The sequence below is a fragment of the Pseudomonas sp. A6 genome (assembly GCF_052367875.1).
In the GTDB taxonomy this organism is placed as follows: domain Bacteria; phylum Pseudomonadota; class Gammaproteobacteria; order Pseudomonadales; family Pseudomonadaceae; genus Pseudomonas; species Pseudomonas citronellolis.
On sequence record NZ_CP198970.1, the window covers coordinates 2996844 to 3018528 of the forward strand.

Sequence of the window (21685 nt, forward strand, 5' to 3'; positions counted from 1 at the left end):
GTTATTTCCTGCAGTCTGTTTATTCGCAGCCCCCGAGCGTGGAAAAAAGCCTGCCGTCCCGGATGCTCCAATCCAGGTCTGGCAACGCGTGGGTGCTGGCGTTTCTTGGATGTCTCGAGGCCCCTCACAGGCCCCGATGGCGCGGGATGATAGCAGAACGTGGATAAAATCCAGGAATTTCGATGGCAGGTTGCGAAAATCGCCTTTCGGGCGGTGAGGCTGGGTGCTTGAGAAGGACTGCCGTTTCTTTCCATGGGAGAAATGGCATTTTTCATATGGGAGGGGTTATGGCTTCGCTTGCGGAGTGGGGTGGGGGCCTTGGCCCCGCGCTCCGATCTCCACCCCGTCATTCCCGCGAACGCGGGAACCCAGAGACTTGGGGGCTCGGTGTAGCGCGCCGCACCGAGTCTGCGGAGATTTTTTGTTTCGCCCCCTCGGGCGAGTCCCTTTTGTCAAACGCCACAAAAGGAACCAAAAAGGCTTGCCCCACATACGGGCCCGACAGAGTCGGGCTACCCTCGCGAACTCCCCCGCCACGGAGGCCCGCCCCGAGGGTACGTCCCTGTAGCCCATCGGGGCTCTCGCGACATCCATGTCGCATGACCTCCTGAGCGCCGGTTTCGCTCGGCCTTCTGAAGGGGCGTTCCGGAGTGCGCGGATATTCCTCTGGAAGTCCAAGAGCAAACGCGCTTTTGCTTTTGCTCTTCGTAGGAGCGAGCTTGCTCGCGAACCTGGCCGTCACTGGATTCCCGCGTTCGCGGGAATGACGAGGTGGGGGGCAGGTGTTTCAGGATGACTCAGGATTTTCTCTTCGCTCAGGACAGCCCTCTCCCGCTTGCGGGAGAGGGCTGGGGAGAGGGCGCTCTTTGCAGAGCCCCAACCCCTGCCGCAACCCCGTCGGAAATCCGTAGGGCGCATAACGCCTACGGCGTTATCCGCCGAATCGCGGACAGAGTCCGCTCCTACGGTTCCAGGGAAGCACGGGCGTAGGAGCGGACTCCGTCCGCGATTGGATTCACCGGCCACGCCGGACGCTCCAGTGGCACGAACAGCCCCTCTCCCTCCGGAAGAGGGCCGGGGTGAGGGCGCGAACCCAGCATTGCGCACCTTCCCCAAACCAAAGAATCACTTAACTGAACAACACCACCGCTCAGCCCGAGCCCATTTCACGATTACGCCTTTGCAACCACAGGCTCAGACCCAGGCCGAGAAGCGCAGCGACGCAGGCAAAGGGGAAGATCGAACGGAAGCCCCAGGCAGTGGCGATGGCGCCGGCCACCGGCCCGGTGATGCCTAGGGATACGTCGATGAACAGCGAGTAGGCGCCCAGCGCCGCGCCACGGCTGGAGGCCGGCACCAGGCGCACCGCCTCCACGCCCAGGGCGGGGAACACCAGGGAGAAGCCGAAGCCGGTCAGCGCCGCGCCGGCCATGGCCGACCAGGGCCCCGGGGCCAGCCACAGCAGGAGCAGGCCGAGGCTTTCCACCAGCAGGCAGCCGATGGCCACGGCGAAGCCGCCGTGGCGGTTGATGGCGTTGGCGAACAGCAGACGCGCACCGATGAAGCAGGCGCCGAAGGCGCTCAGGCAGTACACCGCGCCGCCCCAGCCGCGGCTGGCGTAGTACAGGGTGATGAAGGTGGCGATGCAGCCGAAGCCGATGCCGCCCAGGGCCAGCCCGGTGCCATGGGGCGCCACGCGGCCGAGCACGTGGTGGAAGGGCAGGCGCTCGCCGTGGACGATGGCCGCGGCGCGCTTTGGCCAGGCCAGGGCGAAGCCGACGGCGGCCAGCAGCATCACCACCGCGCCCATGCTCCACAGTCCCAGGCCCTGCACCAGGAGGACGCCGAAGGGTGCGCCCACGGCCAGCGCGCCGTAGCTGGCGATGCCGTTCCAGGAGATCACCTTGGCGGTGTGCAGCGAGCCGACGCGGTCGATGCCCCAGCTGATGGCGCCGGTGCCCACCAGGCTCTCGGCGGTGCCGAGGATCATCCGGCCGAGCAGCAGGCAGCCCAGGCTCAGCGCCGGCATGCCCTGCAGCCACACCGAAAGCAGCATCAGCAGGCCGCTGCCGGCGCAGCCGAGCATGCCGTAGAGCACCGCGCGCTTGGGCCCGAGGTTGTCGATCACCTTGCCGGCGTAGGGCCGGGTGAGCAGGGTGGCCAGGTACTGCACGCTGATCACCAACCCGGCCAGCACCGAGCCGAAGCCCAGGTCGCCATGCACGTAGCCCGGCAGCACGGCCAGGGGAATGCCGATGGTCAGGTAGGCGAGAAAGGTGAACAGCACCACCGACACCACCTCGAGCGTGATGGCGGCGTTGGAACGGGACATGGCGGTATCGGCGGACATGGACACGAACAGCGGGGCGGAGAGGGGAGAAGCATGATGAACCGCCGTCGGCTTGTAGGAAAGCTAGCTAACGAACTACCTGAGGGGTTTGCACGAAGCCGGGTGTATCGGCGTACAACCGCGAACGGTTGTACGCCCTACGTTACGGGTGGGTTTTGCGTAGGGCGGATAACCGTTCGCGGTTATCCGCCGTTTGACCGTGATCCCCGGCGCGCCCCGGATTCGAGCACGAAGCGCCTGTTCGGGCGCGCTCCGTGTTTACCGGGGAATCAGACGCGCCGGAACAGCGTCGGATAATCCACCACCAACCCCTGCCCATCCACCTCCAGCAACGCCTGGAAGTCCGTACCCTCCAGGTTGCGGTACAGGTAATGGCTGGCATCCCGGCGCGTGTAGCCCTGGCGCATCTTCCTCGGCTGCAACTTTGGAGCCTCCACGTAGACCACCTCCAGCGCAACCGACTGGCCATCGCCCAGGCCCAGGCGGCGGATCGGGAAGGTGTTGGTGAAGGGGCTGGGCCAGATGTCGATGTCCAGGCAGCCATCCAGTTCATCCAGCGCAGTGCCATCGCCCAGCGTCCAGCGGCCCTGGCCGTCGGTCAGCAGCGCCAGGTGGCGTTGCAGGTGTTCGTCTTCCACCAGCAGCTCGGCCTCGCGCAGGCGCCAGTCGGCGTCCCATTCCAGGCGGTATTCCAGTTGGTAGGGCGGCTGGCCGTCGGCGGCGGCCACGCGCAACTGGCTGTCGGCGCGACCGTCCTGCAGGTGCAGGCGCTCCCAACTGGCCGGCGGGGCCTGCCACAGGCCTTCCCAGGTGAGCTGACGGTTCATGCCGGGTCCAGCAGCAGGCCCAGGCGCAGGCGCTTGGGCAGGCGGGCGACCACCAGCTGGTGGGAGCGGGTGAGGGCCTCGCGCAGCTCGTCGGCGCCCATGGGGTAGGGACGCTGCATGCTGATCCAGTGGGCGCGGGCCAGGTAGGGCGCGGGGCGGATGCCGGGGCGGTCGACGAAGCCGAGGAAGAGTTCCGGGCCGACCTTGAAGGCCAGGCCGCCGCGGCCCTCGTCGAGGAAGTCGAGGATGGCGAACATCTTGTTGCCGGCCACCGAGAACACCCGGTTGCTGCCCCACTTGAGGTCTTCGCGGGCGCCGGGCAGTTGCAGGCAGAAGCGGGCGATCTGGTCGGGTGTCATGGGTTCTCCGGCGTCAGTCGCGGAAATAGACCTGCACCAGATGGTAGCCGAACTGGCTTTTCACCGGGCCGTGGACGACGTTCAGCGGCTTCTTGAACACCACCGCGTCGACGCTGCGCACCAGTTGCCCGGGGCGCATCTCGCCGAGGTCGCCGCCGCGCTTGCCGGAGGGGCAGGTGGAGTGCTTCTTCGCCAGGGCGGCGAAGTCTTCCCCCTTGGCCAGGCGCAGCTTGAGCTGCTCGGCCTCGGCGGCGGTCTTGACCAGGATGTGGCGGGCCATGGCGACGGGCATGGAAGGTTCTCGGCTGAAGGAAATGGCCGATTGTACCCCCGCTCGGCCGCCCGGGAGGCAGTGACGTACATCGCATTTTTCCGGGGCTGGCATTGTGCCCGTCTGACGGCCTACCTAGAGTCTGATGATTATTCCTACAAGCGCTTGCCTGTCGTGGGCAGCGCCTTCCCCTAGCGTGCGGATGCAGTACAGATGGAAATCCAAGCGATGCTGCGGATCCTGTCCAGCCAGGACGGTTCCGACCTTTACCTTTCCACCGGCGCGCCGCCCTGCGCCAAGTTCAACGGCGTGCTCAAGCCGCTGTCCAGCGAACCGCTGAAGGCCGGCGACGTAGCGCGCATCGCCGACGCCATCATGGACGAGGAGCAGAAGGCCGAATTCGAGCGCGAGCTGGAGATGAACCTGGCGATCTCGGTCGCCGGCGTCGGGCGCTTCCGCATCAACATCTTCAAGCAGCGCAACGAGGTGTCCATCGTCGCGCGCAACATCAAGCTGGACATCCCGCTGTTCGAAGACCTGAAGCTGCCCGAGGTGCTGCTCAAGGTGGTGATGGAGAAGCGCGGCCTGGTGCTCTTCGTCGGCGGCACCGGCTCGGGCAAGTCGACCTCCCTGGCGGCGCTGATCGACCACCGCAACCGCAACAGCGGCGGGCACATCATCACCATCGAGGACCCCATCGAGTACGTGCACCGGCACCGCAAGTCGATCATCAACCAGCGCGAGGTGGGGGTGGACACCCGCAGCTTCCATGCCGCGCTGAAGAACACCCTGCGCCAGGCGCCGGACGTGATCCTGATCGGCGAGATCCGCGACCGCGAGACCATGGAGCACGCCCTGGCCTTCGCCGACACCGGGCACCTGGCGATCTCCACCTTGCACGCCAACAACGCCAACCAGGCGCTGGACCGCATCATCAACTTCTTCCCCGAGGAGCGCCGGCCGCAGCTGCTCAACGACCTGGGCAACAACCTCAAGGCCTTCGTCTCCCAGCGCCTGGTGCGCACCCAGGACGGCAAGCGCCGCGCCGCAGTGGAGGTGCTGCTGGGCACCGCGACCATCAGCGACATCATCAAGCGCGGCGACTTCAGCTCGATCAAGGAGATCATGGACAAGTCCCGCGCGCTGGGCATGCAGACCTTCGACCAGGCGCTGTTCGACCTGGCGGTGGAAGGCGCGATCAGCGAGGAAGAGGCGGTGAAGAACGCCGACTCGGCGAACAACCTGCGGCTGAAGCTCAAGCTGCACCGGGACAACCCGGCCGCGGCCCAGGCCCAGGCGGCCAGCGCCCAGCCGGCAACCCCGGCCGCGCCCGCGGTGGAAGCCTCCAGCTGGGGCCTGGAACTGGCCCTGGAAGAGATCAAGGCCGAGGACGAGGAAGACAAGAAGGGCGGTTGAAAGGTGGGCGAGGCGTAGGGCGGATAACCGTTCGCGGTTATCCGCCGTTTGACCTTGACCCCCGGCGTGCCGCGGATTCGACCACGGAGCGCCTGTTGGAGGCCCCGATCGAGCAAGGTCCGCTCGCTGTTTTCTGGGTTATTCCCCTTCGGGCCAGCGCTTGCGCTGGCCCGAAGGGGAATAACCCAATAGACCGCTGCATCACCCATGGCGCACCAATGTAGGAGCGGGCCCTGCCCGCGATTCGCGCGCAGGGCGCGCTCCTACAGGTGGGCTCGGAGGCGGACGCATCGTAGGAGCGAGCTTGCTCGCGAACAGACTCCGCTGCGGGGTTCATTCGCGAGCAAGCTCGCTCCTACGAAAAACCGTGCTCGCCTGCAACGTCGCGATCCGGCCGCCAGGCCGGTGCCAGGCCGTATCGCTGATGAGGCGGATTTCTCCCATTCCCGGAATGTCGGCTAACTTCCCGATACAGCTTCTTCCTCAAAGCCCAGGATGCACGGCTTATGCTCGGCGACCCATGCAAAGGCCGGAGCCCCGAAGATGATCCGTATTCGCCCCGCCACCGAGGCGGACGTGGCGACCCTGTTCGCCATCCGCACCAGCGTGCGCCAGAACCACCTGTCCCACGAGCAGTTGGCCGAGTTGGGCATCACCCCGGCCAGCGTGGCCGAGGCCATCAGCCTCGGCCCCTGCTGCTGGCTGGCCGAGGCGGATGGGGTGGCCGTGGGTTTCGCCATGGTGGATGGGGCGGCGGGGGAAGTCTTCGCCCTGTTCGTCCGCCCGGAATACGAGGGCCTTGGGGCAGGGCGCCTGCTGCTGGCGGCGGCCGAGGCCAGCCTGTTCCGCGAACATGTGCGCATCTGGCTGGTCACCGATGGCTCGGACGGCATTCGCGCCAACGACTTCTACCAGCGCCACGGCTGGCAGAAGGTGGCCAACCTCGATGCCCGCGACGTGCGCTACGAGAAGCAGGCCGGCGCCGTCGATCGGTTGCTGCAGGACGTGCGCCTGGTCAGCGAGACGAACTTCCAGTTGCTCTGCCGGGTACGCGAACTGGCATTGGCAGTGATGCCCGATGTCCATGACGAAGTGAAGTACGGTGGCGTACTGTTTTCCCGGGCGCGGCCCTTCGGCGGCGTCTTCGCCTATGCCGGCCACGTCTCGCTGGAGCTCAGCCAGGGCGCCAGCCTGGATGATCCCTATGCTGTGCTGGAGGGCGGCGGCAAGCAGCGGCGGCACATCAAATTGCGCACGCTCGACGACATAGAGACGCGACAGATCGCCCATTACCTGCGCAGCGCCGCGATGCTGGCCGAGTAAGGCCCGCCGGCCGTCTTTCGGCAACACTGCCCTGGCAGACTGGCGCCAGCCGCCCGACTCGCGCGTAGCTCACCCTGGACCGCAGAAGGACCTCGACCATGCGCCATGCCTTGCTCAAGACCCTCGGCCTCGCCGGCCTGCTCGCCACCAGCCTCGCCGGCACCGCCGCGGAAAATCCCGGCCAGGCCCTGAGCGTCAGGGCCGGCATCCCCTGGCCGACGGTGATCGCCCACCGCGGCGCCTCCCACGACGCCCCGGAGGAAACCGCCCCGGCCTACCTGGCGGCCCGCGAGCTGGGCGCCGACTACCTGGAGGCCGACCTGCAGCGCACCCGCGACGGCGTGCTGGTCGCCCTGCACGACGACACTCTGGAACGCACCACCAACGTCGCCGAGGTCTTCCCCGCGCGGGCCAAGGACCCGGTCAGCAGCTTCACCCTCGCCGAACTCAAGCGCCTGGACGCCGGCAGCTGGTTCAACCAGGCCTACCCCGAACGCGCCCGGGCGAAGTTCGCCGGCCTGAAAATCCTCGCCCTGGACGAGCTGATCGACATCGCCGAAGGCGGCGCCCATAAGCCCGGCCTGTACCTGGAAACCAAGGTCCCGGCGCAGTTCCCCGGCATCGAGGAAGACCTGCGCAAGGCCCTGCAAAGAAGGGGCTGGCTCAGCCCGCAAAGCCTGGCCCGCGGTGGCGTGGTGCTGCAGACCTTCGAGAAAGGCAGCCTGGAACTGCTGCAAAAGAGCATGCCGCAGGTGCCCAAGGTGCTGCTGCTGTGGGTGGGCGACGGCTACATGACGCCGCGCTCTGACGTGGCCTTCAAGGACTCCGGCGCCCCGGACAAGGCCACCTTCTACGCCGGCCAGCAAGTGAAATCCAAAGCGGAATTCAGCGCCTGGATCGACTGGACCAAGGCCCACGGCGCCGCCGGCACCGGCCCCTCGGCCACCCTCAGCGAACGCGGCGAGCAGAGCTACATGGACCTGGTGAAACCCTGGATGAACCAGCTGACCCACCAGCGCGGCCTGTTCATCCATGCCTACGCGGTGGATTCCGACGTGGACTTCAAGCGCCTGTCCGAGGCCGGCGTGGACGGCTTCTTCACCAACCGCGCCGACCGCCTGCTGGCCTTCTACGGGCGCCCGGCCGCCAAGTCGGTGGGGGAGGTACTGGCGGGGCTGGGCTACTGATAGAAATACCTTCGTATATCCCCCCGCCACAGAGGTATAGCCCTGCCGTCCCGATGGAGAAGTGCGCCAGGAAGTACCCGCCAATAGCATGGGTTCACAGCGGACGATTCGCTGCAACGGCCCTGCATTTCGGTACTCGCCTATCGCCCAGCCGAGCCCGAAGGAACGACTTCCAGGTTATTGGCCACTTCTTCCGAGGAAACGTCATGAACATGCATCTGAACTATTCCTTTCAAAAGAATTCCACCCAAAAGAATGAACAACACCAGGAGAGGGAAGAGCTGGTGCCTTCGCGCTATGCGCTGCGGGTCGGCGAGATCGACGTGCTGGTGGTCAGCGATGGGGTGCTGCCGCTGCCGACCGCGACCATGTCCACCAATGCCGATCCGGCCGCCCGCGCGGCCTGGTTCAAGGACATGTTCCTGGGCCCGGAGGCGTTCGACTGGGCGCTGAACGTACTGGTGGTACGCAGTGGCGAGCAGACCATTCTGGTCGACGCCGGCCTGGGCGGGCAGTTCCCCGGCTTCCCGCGGGCCGGGCAGTTCCCCCGGCGCCTGGAGGCGGCCGGTATCGACCTGGCGTCGGTCACCGACGTGGTGATCACCCACATGCACATGGACCACATCGGCGGGTTGCTCGTCGACGAGGTGAAGAACCGGCTGCGCCCGGATGTGCGCATCCACGTCGCGGCCACCGAGGTGGCGTTCTGGGCGGCGCCCGATTTCTCCCTCACCTCCATGCCGGCGCCGGTGCCGGACGTCCTGCGCACGACTGCCGGACAGTTCATGGAGGCATACCGCGACAAGCTGCATACCTTCGAGGATGAGCACGAGGTGGCGCCGGGCGTGGTCGCCAGGCTCACCGGCGGCCACACGCCGGGGCATAGCGTGGTCCATGTGACATCCGCCGGCGAACGCCTGACCTTCGCCGGCGACGCCCTGTTCCCGGTGGCCTTCGACCACCCCGACTGGCACAACGGCTTCGAGCACGACCCCGAGGAATCGGTGCGCGTGCGCGTCCGTCTTATGCAGGAGGCGGCGGCCAGCGGTGAGCTGCTGGTGGCCACGCACCTGCCGTTCCCCTCCGTTGGCCGGGTGGCGGTCGACGGCGATGCCTTCCGTTGGATTGCGGCCTTCTGGGATTACTGACGGTCCGGCCCGCCCGGATGGGCTGTACACGTTCACTGGCCAGGAGTCCGGCGTCGGTCCGCTCCTGGCCTTCATGGATTCTCCTGAAATTTCCCACTCACATTCTCCCTTGTGAGCCTACAAGCCCCCTCGCTAGATTCCCTTCCGCCACGGTCAATCCCGTGGCCCGGATCGCAGTCCGGTACTGTTCAAAGCACACGTAGCGCCACCGCACCTTGCACAGGCGCTTTTTTGCGCCTGCTGCTTGGTGCAGCTATGGCGGATCGTGTGGGGCAGGCTACGGCCTGGCCGGGCACTGCTTTGAACAGCCGGTACTGCGACCCCGCACGATCCGCCACCCATTCCCGGGTTGGCGGCTCCTTCCTCCGTACTAAGGAGCAATGGAAATGCCGTATCACTTCGTGTCTGTCGTGTATCCCCCGTTGTCCCATTCGTCCTTCGCCTTCCCCCGGGAGGTGCGCCATGGCTGATCGCAGGCTGGTTGCGTTGCAGGCCCAGGCGTTCGAGGGCGTGCTCTATATCGATACCGCCGCGCCGGCGGAACATATCTACGATGTGGCCGAACGCCGGCTGAATGCACTGGAGGACCTGTTGCGGGTGCTGGAGGTGCATGATGTCGGCGATGTGCTGGTGCACGAGACGTCGCGCCTGGCTTCCGCACTGGCGCCGTTGGTGGGCGAGGCGCGGCAGTTGTATGAGCTGGCGCGGGAGAAGGCTTTGGTGGCTGGCCGGTAGAGCAACTGTCTATTGGGTTCCCGCGTTCGCGGGAATGACCTGGGAAAACACGAATCTTAATCCCGTCATTCCCGTGAACGCGGGGCGCGGCTCCATCGCGAACAGCGCTTGCGCTGGCCCGCAGGGGAATAACCCAGAAAACAACGTAGGAGCGGGCCCTGCCCGCGATTCGCGCGCAGGGCGCGCTCCTACAGGGGAATGGCGTGGGTGGGGCGGCGTAGGAGCGAGCTTGCTCGCGAATGGGGTTTACCGGTGGCTTGGGTATCGGGTTCAAGAGCGCCCTCTCCCCAACCCTCTCCCGCAAGCGGGAGAGGGGGCTGTCCGGCGCGGGCGGGAGGTTCGGCGTCAACCTGTAGGAGCGACTGTCTTGCCGACTGCGCCGAGGAGCTCTTCGTAGGAGCGAGCTTGCTCGCGAATGAGCCTCGTAGTGGAGTCTGTTCGCGAGCAAGCTCGCTCCTACGAAAAGCAAAAGCCGTGGCGCCGGTGTGGGTAGGAGCGGACTCTGTCCGCGATTCGCGCGCAGGCCGACGCCTCATCCATCCGTGGAGCGGGTAGTGGCTTCCCAGGCCGCTATTTCCTCTTCCAGCGCCTCCAGCTTCTGACGCACCAGGCCGAGTGCGTCGCTGCCCAGCAGCAGGTGGGCGGGGGGATTCGCCGAGTCGATCGCTTCCAGCATGGCCCTGGCCGCTTTCCTCGGGTCGCCCAGCTGCTTGCCGCTTTTTTCCTGGCGCGCCTGGCGCACGGGGTCGAAGAGTGCGTCGTAGTCGGCGATGCCGCGGGGGCTGCGGACCATGGAGCGGCCGGCCCAGTCGGTGCGGAAGGAGCCGGGCGCGACAGCGGTCACGGCGATGCCGAAGCCTTCGACCTCCTTGCTCACCACTTCGGAGATGCCCTCCAGGGCGAACTTGCTGCCGCAGTAGTAGGCAATGCCGGGCATGCTGATGAAGCCGCCCATCGAGGTGATGTTGAGGATGTGGCCGCGGCGCCGCTGGCGCATGTATGGCAGCACGGCCTTCATCATCGCCACGGCGCCGAACACATTCACTTCGAACTGCCGGCGCACTTCCGCCAGCGGGGATTCTTCGAGGATGCCTTCGTGACCGTAGCCGGCGCTGTTCACCAGCACATCCAGCGGGCCGATGGTCTTTTCGATCTCGGCGACCAGCGGCTCGATGGCCGCGAAATCGGTCACGTCCAGCAGGCGCCCCAGCGCCCGGCCGGGGGCCAGGGCTTCGAGCGCGGCCCTGGCCTGTTCGCTGCGGACGGTGCCCACCACGCGGTGGCCGTCCGCCAGTGCCTCCTGGGCGAGGGCCAGCCCGAAGCCGCTGCTGGCTCCGGTGATCAACAAGGTTTTGTGGGGTGACATGGCGGTGGCTCCATTTCAGTGGGGATGAGCGCACAATACTCATCCGCTGGCCTGTTTCAGAGACCGAATCTTCTGACTTTATTGCCTAATCCTATGAGCCGACATCATCCCCCGGAGCGGGAACGCATGGTCGCCCTGCTAGAGGCGTTGGCCCCCCAGGAGGGGTACAACCTCACGTCGCTGGCCAGCGTGCGCATCCTGAGGTCGGACCGGCCCCTGGCGCGGACGCCGGTGCTCTACGACCCCGGCATCGTGATCGTGTGCCAGGGCTGCAAGCGCGGGTATTTCGGCGATCAGGTGTATGTGTACGACGAGCAGCATTACCTGGCCGTCGCCGTGCCGGTGCCCTTCACCATGGAAACGGACGCGACGGCCGAGCGCCCGCTGCTGGCCATCTACCTGCACCTGGATTTTCAGCTTGCCGCCGAACTGATGATCCAGATCGACCAGCAGCAGGCGCCCTCGTCGAAGGAGGCGCCGCGCAGCATGATGTCGAGCCCCATGGATGACGCGCTCGCCGCTTCCGTCCTGCGCTTCCTGGCGGCGCTGAACGACCCGCTGGAGGCGACGGTGCTCGGCCCGGCCCTGCTGCGCGAGCTGTATTTCCGCGTGCTGACCGGCGCCCAGGGCACCGCCATGCGCGCGGCGCTGGCCATGCAGGGGCGGTTCGGGCGGATCGCCAGGGCGCTGCGGCGCATCCACACGGATTACGCGCAGCCGCTCGACTTGCCGCAGCTGGCCGAGGAGGCCGGCATGAGCGTTCCTTCGTTCCACGGCCATTTCAAAGCGATCACCCAGACCTCGCCCATGCAGTACGTGAAGTGCACCCGGCTGCACCAGGCGCGGCTGCTGATCGTGCGCCAGGGCATGACAGCGCAGGCCGCCAGCCATGCCGTGGGTTATGCCAGCCCGTCGCAGTTCAACCGGGAGTTCAAGCGGTTGTTCGGGCGTTCGCCGCAGGCGGAGGCGAGGCGGATGCGGGAGAGTTTTGCGATTCCGCCGGTGCATGGGGAGGCGGTGTATGTGTCTTCCCATTAGGTTTCGTTGCGAGGGTTGTTCGCGAGCAAGCTCGCTCCTACAAACGAGGCGACGTGCCTGCAGGGACCGCTTTTCGTAGGAGCGAGCTTGCTCGCGAACGGTGTTTACCGGTGGCTTGGGTGTCGGGTTTAAGAGCGCCCTCTCCCCAACCCTCTCCCGCAAGCGGGAGAGGGGGCTGTCCGGCGTGGGCGGGAGGCTCGGTGTCAACCTGTAGGAACAATTGTCTTGCCGGTTGCGCCGAGGTGCTTTTCGTAGGATGGGTTGAGCTTGCGAAACCCATGCGGTTGCGGTGATGGGTATCGCTTCGCTCAACACCATCCTACGAAAAGCCATGCTCGCTCATGCTGTAGGAGCGGACTCCGTCCGCGATTTGCCTTTCAGGCCCCGCCCGCCTGGTCCACCGCGGCCAGCACCCGCGTGGAGTACACCAGCGCAGCGCCGGTGTTCATCGCCACCGCCACGCCCAGCGCCTCGGCGATTTCCGCCTTGCTGGCGCCTTCCTTCACCGCTTCGGCGGCGTGTACCGAGATGCAGCCGTCGCAGCGGGTGGTCACCGCCACGGCCAGGGATATCAGCTGGCGCGTCTTGGCGTCCAGGTGGCCGGTTTCCTGGCCGGCGCCGCTGGCGGTGAGGTAGCCGTCGACGGTGCCCGGGGAGAGTTTTCCGAGCTCGCCTACGCCGGCCATCAGCTGATTGCGGTGTGCGTTCCAGTCCATCATGGGTTCATCCTCCGGGTGATGCTGCCTGGGCAGCCAACAGGTGCCGATGACGCTAACCACTGGCGCGGCGCCGGGCACTCCGCCTTTGGCGGCGGTCGGGGCGGACTTTGGGAGGAGGGCGCGGCATCACGCAGTTGTAATCCGCGGCCGCTACCCTGGCGCCCGCATGCTGCCCGCCGCGGTGCGGGCGGCTTCCTGGCATTGCCGGCAGATGGGGCAGCAAGGTGGACACAGGTACTTCGCGCAGGCCGTTTCTCATCCGTTCCGAGGACATGCACGCCGACGAGTTCGGCGCGCTGTTCACGCGGATGTTCGGCGATCTCTATTCCGGCCTTCCGCCCCTGCGGCGCAAGGTCGCCATCGCCGGCGTCTACGGGCGCTACGAGGGCGTCAGCTTCCGGCGCCTGAGCTTTCGCGGCGACTTCCTCACTGCGCTGCCCGACATGGATGACGAGATCACCTTCGTCTTTCCCACCGCCGGGCGCATCGTCTTCAACCAGTCCAGCGAGACCGTGGGCGTGCCCCAGGTCGGCCTCGCCATCGAGAAGGCCGCGGTGCGCTCGGTGGGCTTCGGCGACGGCCATGCGCAGTACGGGCTTTCGGTGCGCCGCGGGCTGTTCGCCAGGCGGCTCGCCACGCTGCTCGGCCGCCCGGTGGTGCGCCCGGTGCGCTTCCAGCCGGTGGTGGACTTGAAGGTGGAGGCCTTCCAGGGGATCAAGGCGATCGTCGGCCTGGCCACCGGCGCGGAGTTCGATGCCCTGGCCAGTTCCAGCGCGCTGATGCCCGCCCGTGTGCAGGAGATGCTGGTGGATTCGGTACTGGAGGCCTGGCCGCACAACTACAGCGAGGCCCTGCGCCGGCCGGGGCCGCTGATTGCACCGCGCCACGTGAAGCTGGCCGTGGAGTACATCCGCGAGCATCCCGACGCCCTGGTCAGCGGCGGCGAGCTGGCCGCGCTGACGAACGTCAGCCTGCGCGCCTTGCAGGAGGGCTTCCGGCGCTTCGTCGGCAGTTCCATCGTCGCCTACCAGCGCCAGGTCCGCCTGGAGCGGGCGTACGACGCGCTGCGGCAGGACGCTTCGCCCTCGGTCAGCGAAATCGCCCTGGGCCTGGGCTTCAGCAATGTCGGGCGGTTCTGCCAGTACTTCCAGGGCGCCTTCGGGCTGAGCCCGGCGGACGTGCGCAAGGGCATCCGCCACTAGCGATGCCCGGCCGGTCGGCCGGGCAGGGCGGGCGGTCAGAACTGGTAGCTGGCCTTGAGGCTGCCGCTGTAGCCGTGGCTGCCGCTGCCGCTCAGGGCGCCGACTTCTGCGCCGAAGCTCAGGTCGCCGAGGCTGGCCATGGCGTTCACCGCGCCGCTGAACTGGTCGCGGTTGTCGAAGGCGGCGCGCTGGGCGACGTCCAGGCCCAGCAGGTGGCCTTCGCTGTCGACCTTGTAGTCGCCCAGCGCGTGGTCGTAGCCCAGGTCCAGGCCCGGCACCAGTTGCCAGCCGCCGCTCAGGGCGATGGGCATGAAGCTCACTTTCAGGTTGGCGACGGCGCTGCGGCGGGTCTGCTCGATACCGTCGACGTCCAGCGCCAGTTCGCTGCCTTTTTCCTGGAAGCCGGACAGGTCCAGGTGGCTGATGCGCACGCCCAGGCTCGGTTCGAGGATCGCGTCGCGCACCGGGATGCGGTAGCCCAGCGCCACGCCGGCGCCGCTGAGGGTGCCGTGGCTGTCGCCCTTGGCGGTGCCCAGGCCGCCGCCGAGCTCGCGCTTGCTGTCGTAGTCGAGCCAGCCGGTGCTGAGGCCGGCGTCGACGAACAGGCCCTGCTCCAGGCTGCCCGGGGCGAAGCGCGCGCCGGCGCGGAGGAAGGTCAGGTCGGTGTCCACCTCGCCGCCCGCGCCGCCGACGCTGCCGCGGCTGTAGCCGAAGCCTGCGTTGGCGCTGAGCTGCTCGCTGAAGCGCTGGGTCAGGCCGATCATCAGGCCCTGGGTGTGTTCGTTGCTGCTGGCGGCCTGGGACGAGCCGTCGTTGCCCTGGTAGCCGGCCAGGGCGGTGCTCCACAGGCGGCGCTGGCCGGGCTTGAGGTCGGTGCCGCTGGCGAAGGGCGCGGCGGCCCTGTCGATCAGCGCGTCCTGGCGCAGCAGGTAGCTGGCGGCATCGGCGTGGGCCTGGCCGCCGACGGTGGACTCGACGCCGCCGAGGCTACCGGCGTCGATGGCCGATTGCAGGTAGTAGTTGTAGGCGCTGTAGGCGCCGGAGAGGCTGCTGTTCTGCAGTTGCTGCAGCAGTTGCGCGCCGGCGGCGGCGTTGCCGGCCAGGCCTGCCATGCCGGGCAGGCTGTTGTAGTAGACCATCTTGCCGCGCAGCACGTAGATGGTTTCCTGGGACAGGCCCAGGCCTTGCTTGAGGTAGTTGTCCATGCTGCCGTACTGGGCCACCACTTCGTCCAGGCCGGCCTGCAGGTAGCTGGCCTGCACGCCGAGCAGGGGCGCGTAGATTTCCGCCAGGCTCGGCGGCAGCGCCGCCAGGGTCGCGGCGACGCGGGCGGCGGTGTAGTCGTTGGTGGCCAGGTAGTTGGCCATGATGGTGGCGCTGTCCACTCCGGCGATGCTCAGCAGCACGGCGGCGGTCCAGCCGGTGCGGTCCTTGCCGGCGGTGCAGTGGAAGAGGGCGGCGCCGTCGGCCGCGGCCAGTTCGTTGAACAGCTCGGTGAACTGGCTGCGCATGCCGGCGTCGCTGACGAAGGCGCGGTTGGTTTCTTCCATCATGGCAACGGCCTCGGCGGCGCTGCTGAAGGAGATGTTGGTGACGTTCGCCCCGGAGGTGGTGCTGCCGATGATGTCGATGTTCCGGTAGGCGGCGCCGGCGGGCAGGGTGTCGGGCGTGGCGGCGATTTCGCTGGGGGTGCGCAGGTCGAAGACGTTGCTGATCCCCAGGCCATCGAGCGTGGCCAGGTCCGAGGCCGTGGGCGTCAGCGCGTTGGAGCGGTAGAACACCCCCGAGCGCATGGTGCCGTCGTTGGCGGTGGTGTAGGCGGTGGTGGTTCCGGCGATGTCGCGGAAGTTGTCGATGCCGGTCAGCCGCGGGGTGTCGAGGGTGTAGGTCTCGGCGGCGTGGGCGGCGATGGACAGGCTGAGGGCGGACAGGGAGAACAGAACACGATGCAGCACGATGTAGCCTCTTCGAGCGGGTTGGCGGGGCTACTATCGGCATCGTTGCGAACCGGGATATTACAGTTCGCGGCGCCGGGAAAATCACGGCGCGAATTGTCCGTGGGCTGCGTTTTCCGTCCGTCGTGAGCCTACTCCTCGAAGCGGCCGGTGCCCTCGCGATCGCGCTCGTAGTGCCTGGCCAGCGGGAACGCCGGCAGCCAGGACTCGCGGCGAAGGGTCCAGAGTTCGTAGGTCGGCACGAACTGGTCCGGGGCATCCAGGGCGCCCAGGTTCACTTCCACCTCGTCCGCGCTGCGCAGGAACACCGACGAGCCGCAGCGCGGGCAGAAGAAGCGCCCCGCGTAGTCGCGGGTTTCGCCCTCGATGCTCACCGCGGCTTCGGGGAATATCGCCGAGGCGTGGAACAGCGCGCCATGGTGCTTGCGGCAGTCGAGGCAGTGGCAGAGGCCGACCCGGTAGGGGCGCCCCGAGGCCACGAAGCGGACGTTGCCGCACAGGCAACCGCCGGTGAACTGGTCCATGCTGCATCTCCTCTGGAGTCGAAGGCTCGGAAGTCCGCCGTGAAAAATAGCAGCCGGACCGTTGCCGGGTTTCGGCTTCCGACGTTCGTTGCCGGGCGGGGGGCGGCGAAGCGGCTATGCTCGTGGGAGCGGGCTTCCCGTCGGCAGGGCGGGAAGGGCCCTGCGAAAAAGCGCCGCGAACGCTTAGAATCCGCCCCCCACCGTCCAGGCAGCCCCGTCCAGAAGTCATGGCGCTCGATCCTCCCACGATGTTGACCCTCTCGATCGCCCTGGCAGCGGCCGCCGCCCTGTACCTGGCCATCGAGTGGCGCAATGTCCGCGAACCCTCGCTGCTGTTCTGGAGCGCGGGCTTTTCCACCATCGCCGTGGGCTCGACCCTCGCCTTGGCGCGCATGGGTGGCTTCCCGCTCCTGGGCATCTGGTTCGCCAACGGCCTGCTGATCATCGCCCACTGGCTGTTCCTGCTGGGCGTGGCGCGCTTCACCGAGGCGCGCCTGTCGCGCGCCTGGTACCTGATCTTCGTCGCCTGGACGGCCATGCTGCTGTTGCCGGACGGGCAGGCGTGGTCGAAGGTGATGCTGCTGGCCAACTCGTTGCTGGTGGCGCTGCCGACGCTGCGCGCCAGCGCGCTGCTGCGGCCCCACGGCAAGTCGTTGAGCGTGGGCGCGGGGCAGTTGCGCTACGTGTTGCTGTTGCACGGGCTGTTCTACCTGGCCAAGCCGTTGACGGCGATGGTGCCGGGCACGCTGATCGACCTCACGCTGTTCCGTGGCGCGATCATCCAGGTTTCGCTGGTGGAAGGGGCGATGGCGATCATGCTGATCGCGCTGTCGATGACCGGCACCGAGCGCTACCGCCGCGAGAAGCGCATGGCCCGGCTGGCCGCCCGTGATCCGCTGACCGCGCTGTACAACCGCCGCGCCCTGGAAGTGCGCGCGCCGCGGCTGCTGGAGGAGGTCTGCAGCGCGCGGCCGGGCGCGCTGCTGCTGATCGACATCGACAACTTCAAGCTGGTCAACGACCTGCACGGCCACATCGCCGGCGACCGGTTGCTGGTCACGCTGAGCGAGATGATCCGCTCGCTGCTGCCCGAGGGCGCAATCGCGGCCCGGTTGGGCGGCGATGAGTTCGTCATCCTGCTCAGCGACGTGACCGACGAGCGCGTCGTGGCGCTGGGTAGTGCGCTGCGCGAGCAGTTCCACCAGGCCGCCGCGCAGGCCTTCGCCACTCCCGAGGCGGTGACCCTGAGCATAGGCGCCAGCCTGTTCGATCGGCCGCCGGCCAGCCTGGCGGCGCTGATCGAGCAGGGCGACGCGGCGCTGTACGAATCCAAGCGCGGCGGGCGCGACAGCATCCGCCTGGTGGACCGTAGCCTGGCTGGTGGCGAGGCGTAGGTTGTGACGAGACGCTTTTCGTAGGATGGGTTGAGCTTGCGAAACCCATCGGGCCGTGGTGATGGGTATCGCTTCGCTCAACCCATCCTACGGTTCCGCTGCCGGGCAACTATGCTGCAGAGATGCTCTTTGTAGGAGCGAGGGGGACGCCTAGTTCTTGCTCGCGAACCGACTCCGCAGCGGGGCACGTTCGCGAGCAAGCTCGCTCCTACGAAAAGCGGTGTTTACCTATGGTATTCCCCTGTAGGAGCGCGCCCTGCGCGCGAATTGCGGGCAGGGCCCGCTCCTACCACATCACGGAGTTGTCTATTGGGTTCCCGCGTTCGCGGGAATGACGGGGTAAGAATGGTGTTTTCCGACGTCATTCCCGCGAACGCGGGAACCCAGAAAACAACGGAGCAGACTCCGCCCGTGATTGGACGCCCCGGTGGCCCCTACCGGATATCCGGCCCGCCCCCGAAGCCGCGTGTTTGGCGGGAAAATCCATCGATGGCCCGTGCCACCCATTTCGACCGCCAGGGCTTCGCGGCGCGGCATGTCGTCGTGCCGGCCCTGGCGCAGCGAACGCCAGGAGGTCAACCCCATGAGCGCGATTCACATTCACCCCTCGCTGGACAACGGCATCCGCCCGGCCCGCGCCGATTTCGCCGGCGGCACCCTGCAATGCCTGTGCGCGACCGACAAGGTGGAAGTCGCGGTCGGCGCCCAGACGCTGCACAACCACGCCTGCGGCTGCACCAAGTGCTGGAAGCCCGCGGGGGCGACCTTCTCGGTGGTCGCGGTGGTGCCGCGGGACAAGGTCAGCGTGGTGGCCCACCCCGAGAAGCTGCAGATCGTCGACGAGAGCGCCGTCATCCAGCGCCACGCCTGCCGCGAGTGCGGCGCGCACCTGTTCGGGCGCATCGAGAACCCGGGGCACGCCTTCTACGGCCTGGACTTCGTGCATACCGAACTGTCCCCGCAGGAGGGCTGGTCGGCGCCGGGCTTCGCCGCCTTCGTCTCTTCGGTGATCGAGAGCGGCACCCCGCCGGTGCAGATGGACGCCATCCGCCAGCGCCTGCGCGAACTCAACCTGGAACCCTATGACTGCCTGTCGCCGCCGCTGATGGACGCCCTGGCCAGCCACGCCGCCAAGCAGAAGGGCACCTACCGCGAGGCCTGACGCCGGCGCCGGGGCGGCCGGCCACCTGATAGAGGCCCTCGGTCAGCGCGGGCCTCCTCAGGCATACTCCTGGCCAACAGAGCCCCGAGTCCGTCCCCATGCCCCACAGCAAGCCCCCGGCCGGCGCCCCCGGCGCCAGCGGTTTCGTCGAAGTGCGCGGCGCGCGCGAGCACAACCTCAAGGACGTGGATGTCGCCATCCCGCGCGATGCGCTGGTGGTGTTCTCCGGCGTGTCGGGTTCCGGCAAGTCCTCGCTGGCGTTCGGCACCCTGTATGCCGAGGCGCAGCGGCGCTACTTCGAGTCGGTGGCGCCCTATGCCCGGCGCCTGATCGACCAAGTGGGCGTGCCGGACGTCGACGCCATCGACGGCCTGCCGCCGGCGGTGGCGCTGCAGCAGCAGCGCGGCGCCAGCAACGCGCGCTCCTCGGTGGGCAGCGTGACCACCCTGTCCAGCCTGGTGCGGATGATGTATTCGCGCGCCGGCAGCTACCCGCCGGGCCAGCCGCTGCTGTACGCCGAGGACTTCTCGCCGAACACGCCGCAGGGCGCCTGCCCGGCCTGCCACGGCCTGGGCCACGTGTACGAGGTGACCGAGGCGCTGATGGTGCCGGACCCGTCGCTGAGCATCCGCGAGAAGGCCATCGCCGCCTGGCCGCCGGCCTGGCACGGGCAGAACCTGCGCGACATCCTCGTCACCCTGGGCTACGACGTCGACCGGCCCTGGCGCGACCTGCCGAAGAAGGACCGCGACTGGATCCTTTTCACCGAGGAAACCCCCACCGCGCCGGTGTACGCCGGCCTCACCCCCGCCGAGACCCGCATCGCGCTCAAGCGCAAGCAGGAGCCCAGCTACATGGGCACCTTCACCGGCGCGCGGCGCTACGTGCTGCACACCTTCGCCAGCACCCAGAGCGCCCTGATGAGAAGGCGCGTGTCGCGCTTCATGGAGGGCCGGCCGTGCCCGGCGTGCGGCGGCAAGCGGCTCAAGGCCGAGGCGCTGGCGGTGACCTTCGGCGGGGTGGACATAGGCGCGCTGGCGCAGTTGCCCCTGGACCAGGTGGCGGCGCTGCTGGAGCCCATCGCCCAGGGCGACTTCCGCGCCCAGCCCGGCGCTGCGCTCTCGGAAGAGAAGCAACTGGCGGCGCGGCGCCTGGCCGAGGGCGTGGTGGCACGGCTGCGCACGCTGCAGCAACTGGGCCTGGGCTACCTGAGCCTGGACCGCGCCACGCCGAGCCTGTCCACCGGCGAGCTGCAGCGCCTGCGGCTGGCCACGCAGCTGAGTTCCATGCTGTTCGGCGTGGTCTACGTGCTCGACGAGCCCTCGGCCGGGCTGCACCCCTCCGACAGCCAGGCCCTGTACGACGCCCTGGACAGGCTGCGCGACGCCGGCAACTCGGTGTTCGTGGTGGAGCACGACCTGGAGCTGATGCGCCGCGCGCAATGGCTGGTGGACGTCGGGCCCGACGCTGGCGAGCGCGGCGGCCGGGTGCTCTACAGCGGCGCCCCGGCGGGCCTGCGCGCGGTGGTGGAGTCGCGCACCGCCCGCTACCTGTTCGACGAGATTCCCGCGCCGCCCAGCCACGGGCGCGAGGCCGCCGGCTGGCTGGAGCTGCGCGGCATCCACCGGCACAACCTGCGCGGGGTGGACGCGCGCATTCCGCTGGGCGTGCTCACCGCGGTCACCGGCATCTCCGGCTCGGGCAAGTCCAGCCTCATCGCCCAGGCGCTGCCCGAGCTGATGCTGGCGCACCTGGGGCACGAGCCCGAGGAGGATGGCGCGCCAGCCACCGACGAAGGCCCGGCGATCCTCGAAAGCACCGGTGGCCACCTGGCCGGCGACCTGGCGGCGGTGCAGCGGGTGGTGCAGGTGGACCAGAAGCCCATCGGCCGCACGCCGCGCTCCAACCTGGCCACCTACACCGGCCTGTTCGACCACGTGCGCAAGCTGTTCGCCGCCACCCCCGATGCGCGCCGCCGCCGCTACGACGCCGGGCGCTTCTCGTTCAACGTGGCCAAGGGGCGCTGTGACACCTGCGAGGGCGAGGGCTTCGTCAGCGTGGAACTGCTGTTCATGCCCAGCGTGTATGCGCCATGCCCCAGTTGCCACGGCGCCCGCTACAACGAGGCGACGCTGCAGGTGCGCTGGAACGGCCGCAACATCGCCGAGGTGCTGGGCATGACGGTGGAGGAGGCCGGCGATTTCTTCGCCGAGGAGGACGCGGTGGCGCGCCCGCTGCGCCTGCTGCGCGAGATCGGCCTGGGCTACCTGCGCCTGGGGCAGCCGGCCACCGAGCTGTCCGGCGGCGAGGCGCAGCGCATCAAGCTGGCCACCGAACTGCAACGCAGCCAGCGCGGCTGCAGCCTGTACGTGCTGGACGAGCCCACCACCGGCCTGCACGTGGCGGACATCGACCGGCTGATGCTGCAACTGCAGCGGCTGGTCGATGCCGGCAACAGCGTGGTGATGATCGAACACGACATGCGCGTGGTGAGCCAGGCCGACTGGGTGATCGACGTCGGCCCGGGCGCCGGCCAGGCCGGCGGCCGCGTGGTGGCCAGCGGCACCCCGCAACAGCTGGCGCGGGCGAAGGGTAGCAGGACCGCGGCCTATCTCGCCGCGGAACTGGCGCGCTGCGCGGCGAGCACGCGGCGCGCAAGGCGCTGAGGGCGGAACCGCCGGCGCAGAAGGTGCTCCTTCGAGCGCCTTC

Annotated in this window: 18 protein-coding genes and 1 pseudogene; 11 read left to right on the forward strand and 8 right to left on the reverse strand. The window is 68.0% G+C overall.

Going from position 1 to position 21685, the window contains the following annotated elements:
- Nucleotides 1-1150: 1150 nt before the first annotated feature.
- The 4 genes from ACTWJ5_RS13595 to ACTWJ5_RS13610 all read right to left on the reverse strand — a co-directional run bounded on the left by ACTWJ5_RS13595 (nucleotide 1151) and on the right by ACTWJ5_RS13610 (nucleotide 3828).
- Nucleotides 1151-2350 (reverse strand): MFS transporter, encoded by a 1200-nt coding sequence (locus ACTWJ5_RS13595; RefSeq protein ID WP_083426838.1) that lies wholly within the window; start codon nucleotides 2348-2350, stop codon nucleotides 1151-1153.
- Between the two features lie 269 nt (nucleotides 2351-2619).
- Complete coding sequence (locus ACTWJ5_RS13600) at nucleotides 2620-3177, reverse strand: putative glycolipid-binding domain-containing protein (protein ID WP_444439008.1); 558 nt, start codon at nucleotides 3175-3177, stop codon at nucleotides 2620-2622.
- A complete protein-coding gene (locus ACTWJ5_RS13605; RefSeq protein ID WP_074983928.1) occupies nucleotides 3174-3536 on the reverse strand; it encodes an MmcQ/YjbR family DNA-binding protein in 363 nt (120 codons plus the stop codon). The genes ACTWJ5_RS13600 and ACTWJ5_RS13605 overlap by 4 nt, the downstream gene beginning before the upstream one ends.
- A 13-nt stretch (nucleotides 3537-3549) precedes the next feature.
- Nucleotides 3550-3828, reverse strand: a complete 279-nt coding sequence (locus tag ACTWJ5_RS13610) for a peptidylprolyl isomerase (protein WP_444439010.1) — start codon at nucleotides 3826-3828, stop codon at nucleotides 3550-3552.
- Nucleotides 3829-4020: 192 nt separating this feature from the next.
- On the opposite strand from ACTWJ5_RS13610, the gene ACTWJ5_RS13615 reads away from it, so the two are divergent.
- The 6 genes and pseudogenes from ACTWJ5_RS13615 to ACTWJ5_RS13640 all read left to right on the forward strand — a co-directional run bounded on the left by ACTWJ5_RS13615 (nucleotide 4021) and on the right by ACTWJ5_RS13640 (nucleotide 9616).
- A complete protein-coding gene (locus ACTWJ5_RS13615) occupies nucleotides 4021-5223 on the forward strand; it encodes a PilT/PilU family type 4a pilus ATPase (protein WP_249919742.1) in 1203 nt (400 codons plus the stop codon).
- A 543-nt stretch (nucleotides 5224-5766) separates the two neighbouring features.
- A pseudogene (locus ACTWJ5_RS13620) lies at nucleotides 5767-6195 on the forward strand (GNAT family N-acetyltransferase); the annotation flags it as partial.
- A gap of 99 nt (nucleotides 6196-6294) precedes the next feature.
- Nucleotides 6295-6546 (forward strand): DUF1801 domain-containing protein, encoded by a 252-nt coding sequence (locus tag ACTWJ5_RS13625; protein WP_249920251.1) that lies wholly within the window; start codon nucleotides 6295-6297, stop codon nucleotides 6544-6546.
- 98 nt (nucleotides 6547-6644) lie between these two features.
- Nucleotides 6645-7733, forward strand: coding sequence for a glycerophosphodiester phosphodiesterase (locus tag ACTWJ5_RS13630; RefSeq protein ID WP_444439013.1), 1089 nt, complete (start codon nucleotides 6645-6647; stop codon nucleotides 7731-7733).
- 206 nt (nucleotides 7734-7939) lie between these two features.
- A complete protein-coding gene (locus ACTWJ5_RS13635; RefSeq protein ID WP_444439015.1) occupies nucleotides 7940-8881 on the forward strand; it encodes an MBL fold metallo-hydrolase in 942 nt (313 codons plus the stop codon).
- Between the two features lie 462 nt (nucleotides 8882-9343).
- Nucleotides 9344-9616 (forward strand): hypothetical protein, encoded by a 273-nt coding sequence (locus ACTWJ5_RS13640; RefSeq protein WP_444439017.1) that lies wholly within the window; start codon nucleotides 9344-9346, stop codon nucleotides 9614-9616.
- 532 nt (nucleotides 9617-10148) lie between these two features.
- On the opposite strand, the gene ACTWJ5_RS13645 is transcribed toward ACTWJ5_RS13640, so the two are convergent.
- The gene (locus ACTWJ5_RS13645) at nucleotides 10149-10982 is read right to left on the reverse strand and encodes an oxidoreductase (RefSeq protein WP_444439019.1); all 834 of its coding nucleotides are present in this window, start codon (nucleotides 10980-10982) and stop codon (nucleotides 10149-10151) included.
- Between the two features lie 93 nt (nucleotides 10983-11075).
- Between ACTWJ5_RS13645 and ACTWJ5_RS13650 the strand changes: the two genes are divergently transcribed.
- Nucleotides 11076-12020, forward strand: coding sequence for an AraC family transcriptional regulator (locus tag ACTWJ5_RS13650; RefSeq protein WP_256514999.1), 945 nt, complete (start codon nucleotides 11076-11078; stop codon nucleotides 12018-12020).
- Between the two features lie 377 nt (nucleotides 12021-12397).
- Here ACTWJ5_RS13650 and ACTWJ5_RS13655 read toward each other — a convergent pair whose 3' ends face one another.
- Nucleotides 12398-12739, reverse strand: a complete 342-nt coding sequence (locus tag ACTWJ5_RS13655) for a carboxymuconolactone decarboxylase family protein (RefSeq protein WP_074986491.1) — start codon at nucleotides 12737-12739, stop codon at nucleotides 12398-12400.
- Nucleotides 12740-13011: 272 nt separating this feature from the next.
- Here ACTWJ5_RS13655 and ACTWJ5_RS13660 point away from each other — a divergent pair, with 272 nt between their 5' ends.
- Nucleotides 13012-13941 carry an AraC family transcriptional regulator gene (locus ACTWJ5_RS13660; protein ID WP_444439022.1) on the forward strand — a complete coding sequence of 310 codons (930 nt, stop codon included), beginning with the start codon at nucleotides 13012-13014 and terminating at the stop codon, nucleotides 13939-13941.
- A gap of 35 nt (nucleotides 13942-13976) precedes the next feature.
- On the opposite strand, the gene ACTWJ5_RS13665 is transcribed toward ACTWJ5_RS13660, so the two are convergent.
- Nucleotides 13977-15896: a tyrosine-protein phosphatase gene (locus tag ACTWJ5_RS13665; RefSeq protein ID WP_444439024.1), complete on the reverse strand. Its 1920-nt coding sequence runs from the start codon at nucleotides 15894-15896 to the stop codon at nucleotides 13977-13979.
- A 131-nt stretch (nucleotides 15897-16027) separates the two neighbouring features.
- On the reverse strand, nucleotides 16028-16420 hold the full coding sequence (locus tag ACTWJ5_RS13670) for a GFA family protein (protein ID WP_009619548.1): 393 nt from the start codon (nucleotides 16418-16420) through the stop codon (nucleotides 16028-16030).
- A gap of 227 nt (nucleotides 16421-16647) precedes the next feature.
- Here ACTWJ5_RS13670 and ACTWJ5_RS13675 point away from each other — a divergent pair, with 227 nt between their 5' ends.
- From ACTWJ5_RS13675 to ACTWJ5_RS13685, 3 genes are all read left to right on the forward strand, one after another.
- Nucleotides 16648-17814, forward strand: a complete 1167-nt coding sequence (locus tag ACTWJ5_RS13675) for a GGDEF domain-containing protein (protein WP_444439027.1) — start codon at nucleotides 16648-16650, stop codon at nucleotides 17812-17814.
- A gap of 583 nt (nucleotides 17815-18397) precedes the next feature.
- Nucleotides 18398-18976, forward strand: a complete 579-nt coding sequence (gene gfa, locus ACTWJ5_RS13680) for an S-(hydroxymethyl)glutathione synthase (RefSeq protein ID WP_256515003.1) — start codon at nucleotides 18398-18400, stop codon at nucleotides 18974-18976.
- Between the two features lie 98 nt (nucleotides 18977-19074).
- The gene (locus tag ACTWJ5_RS13685) at nucleotides 19075-21642 is read left to right on the forward strand and encodes an excinuclease ABC subunit A (protein WP_444439029.1); all 2568 of its coding nucleotides are present in this window, start codon (nucleotides 19075-19077) and stop codon (nucleotides 21640-21642) included.
- Nucleotides 21643-21685 lie beyond the last annotated feature (43 nt).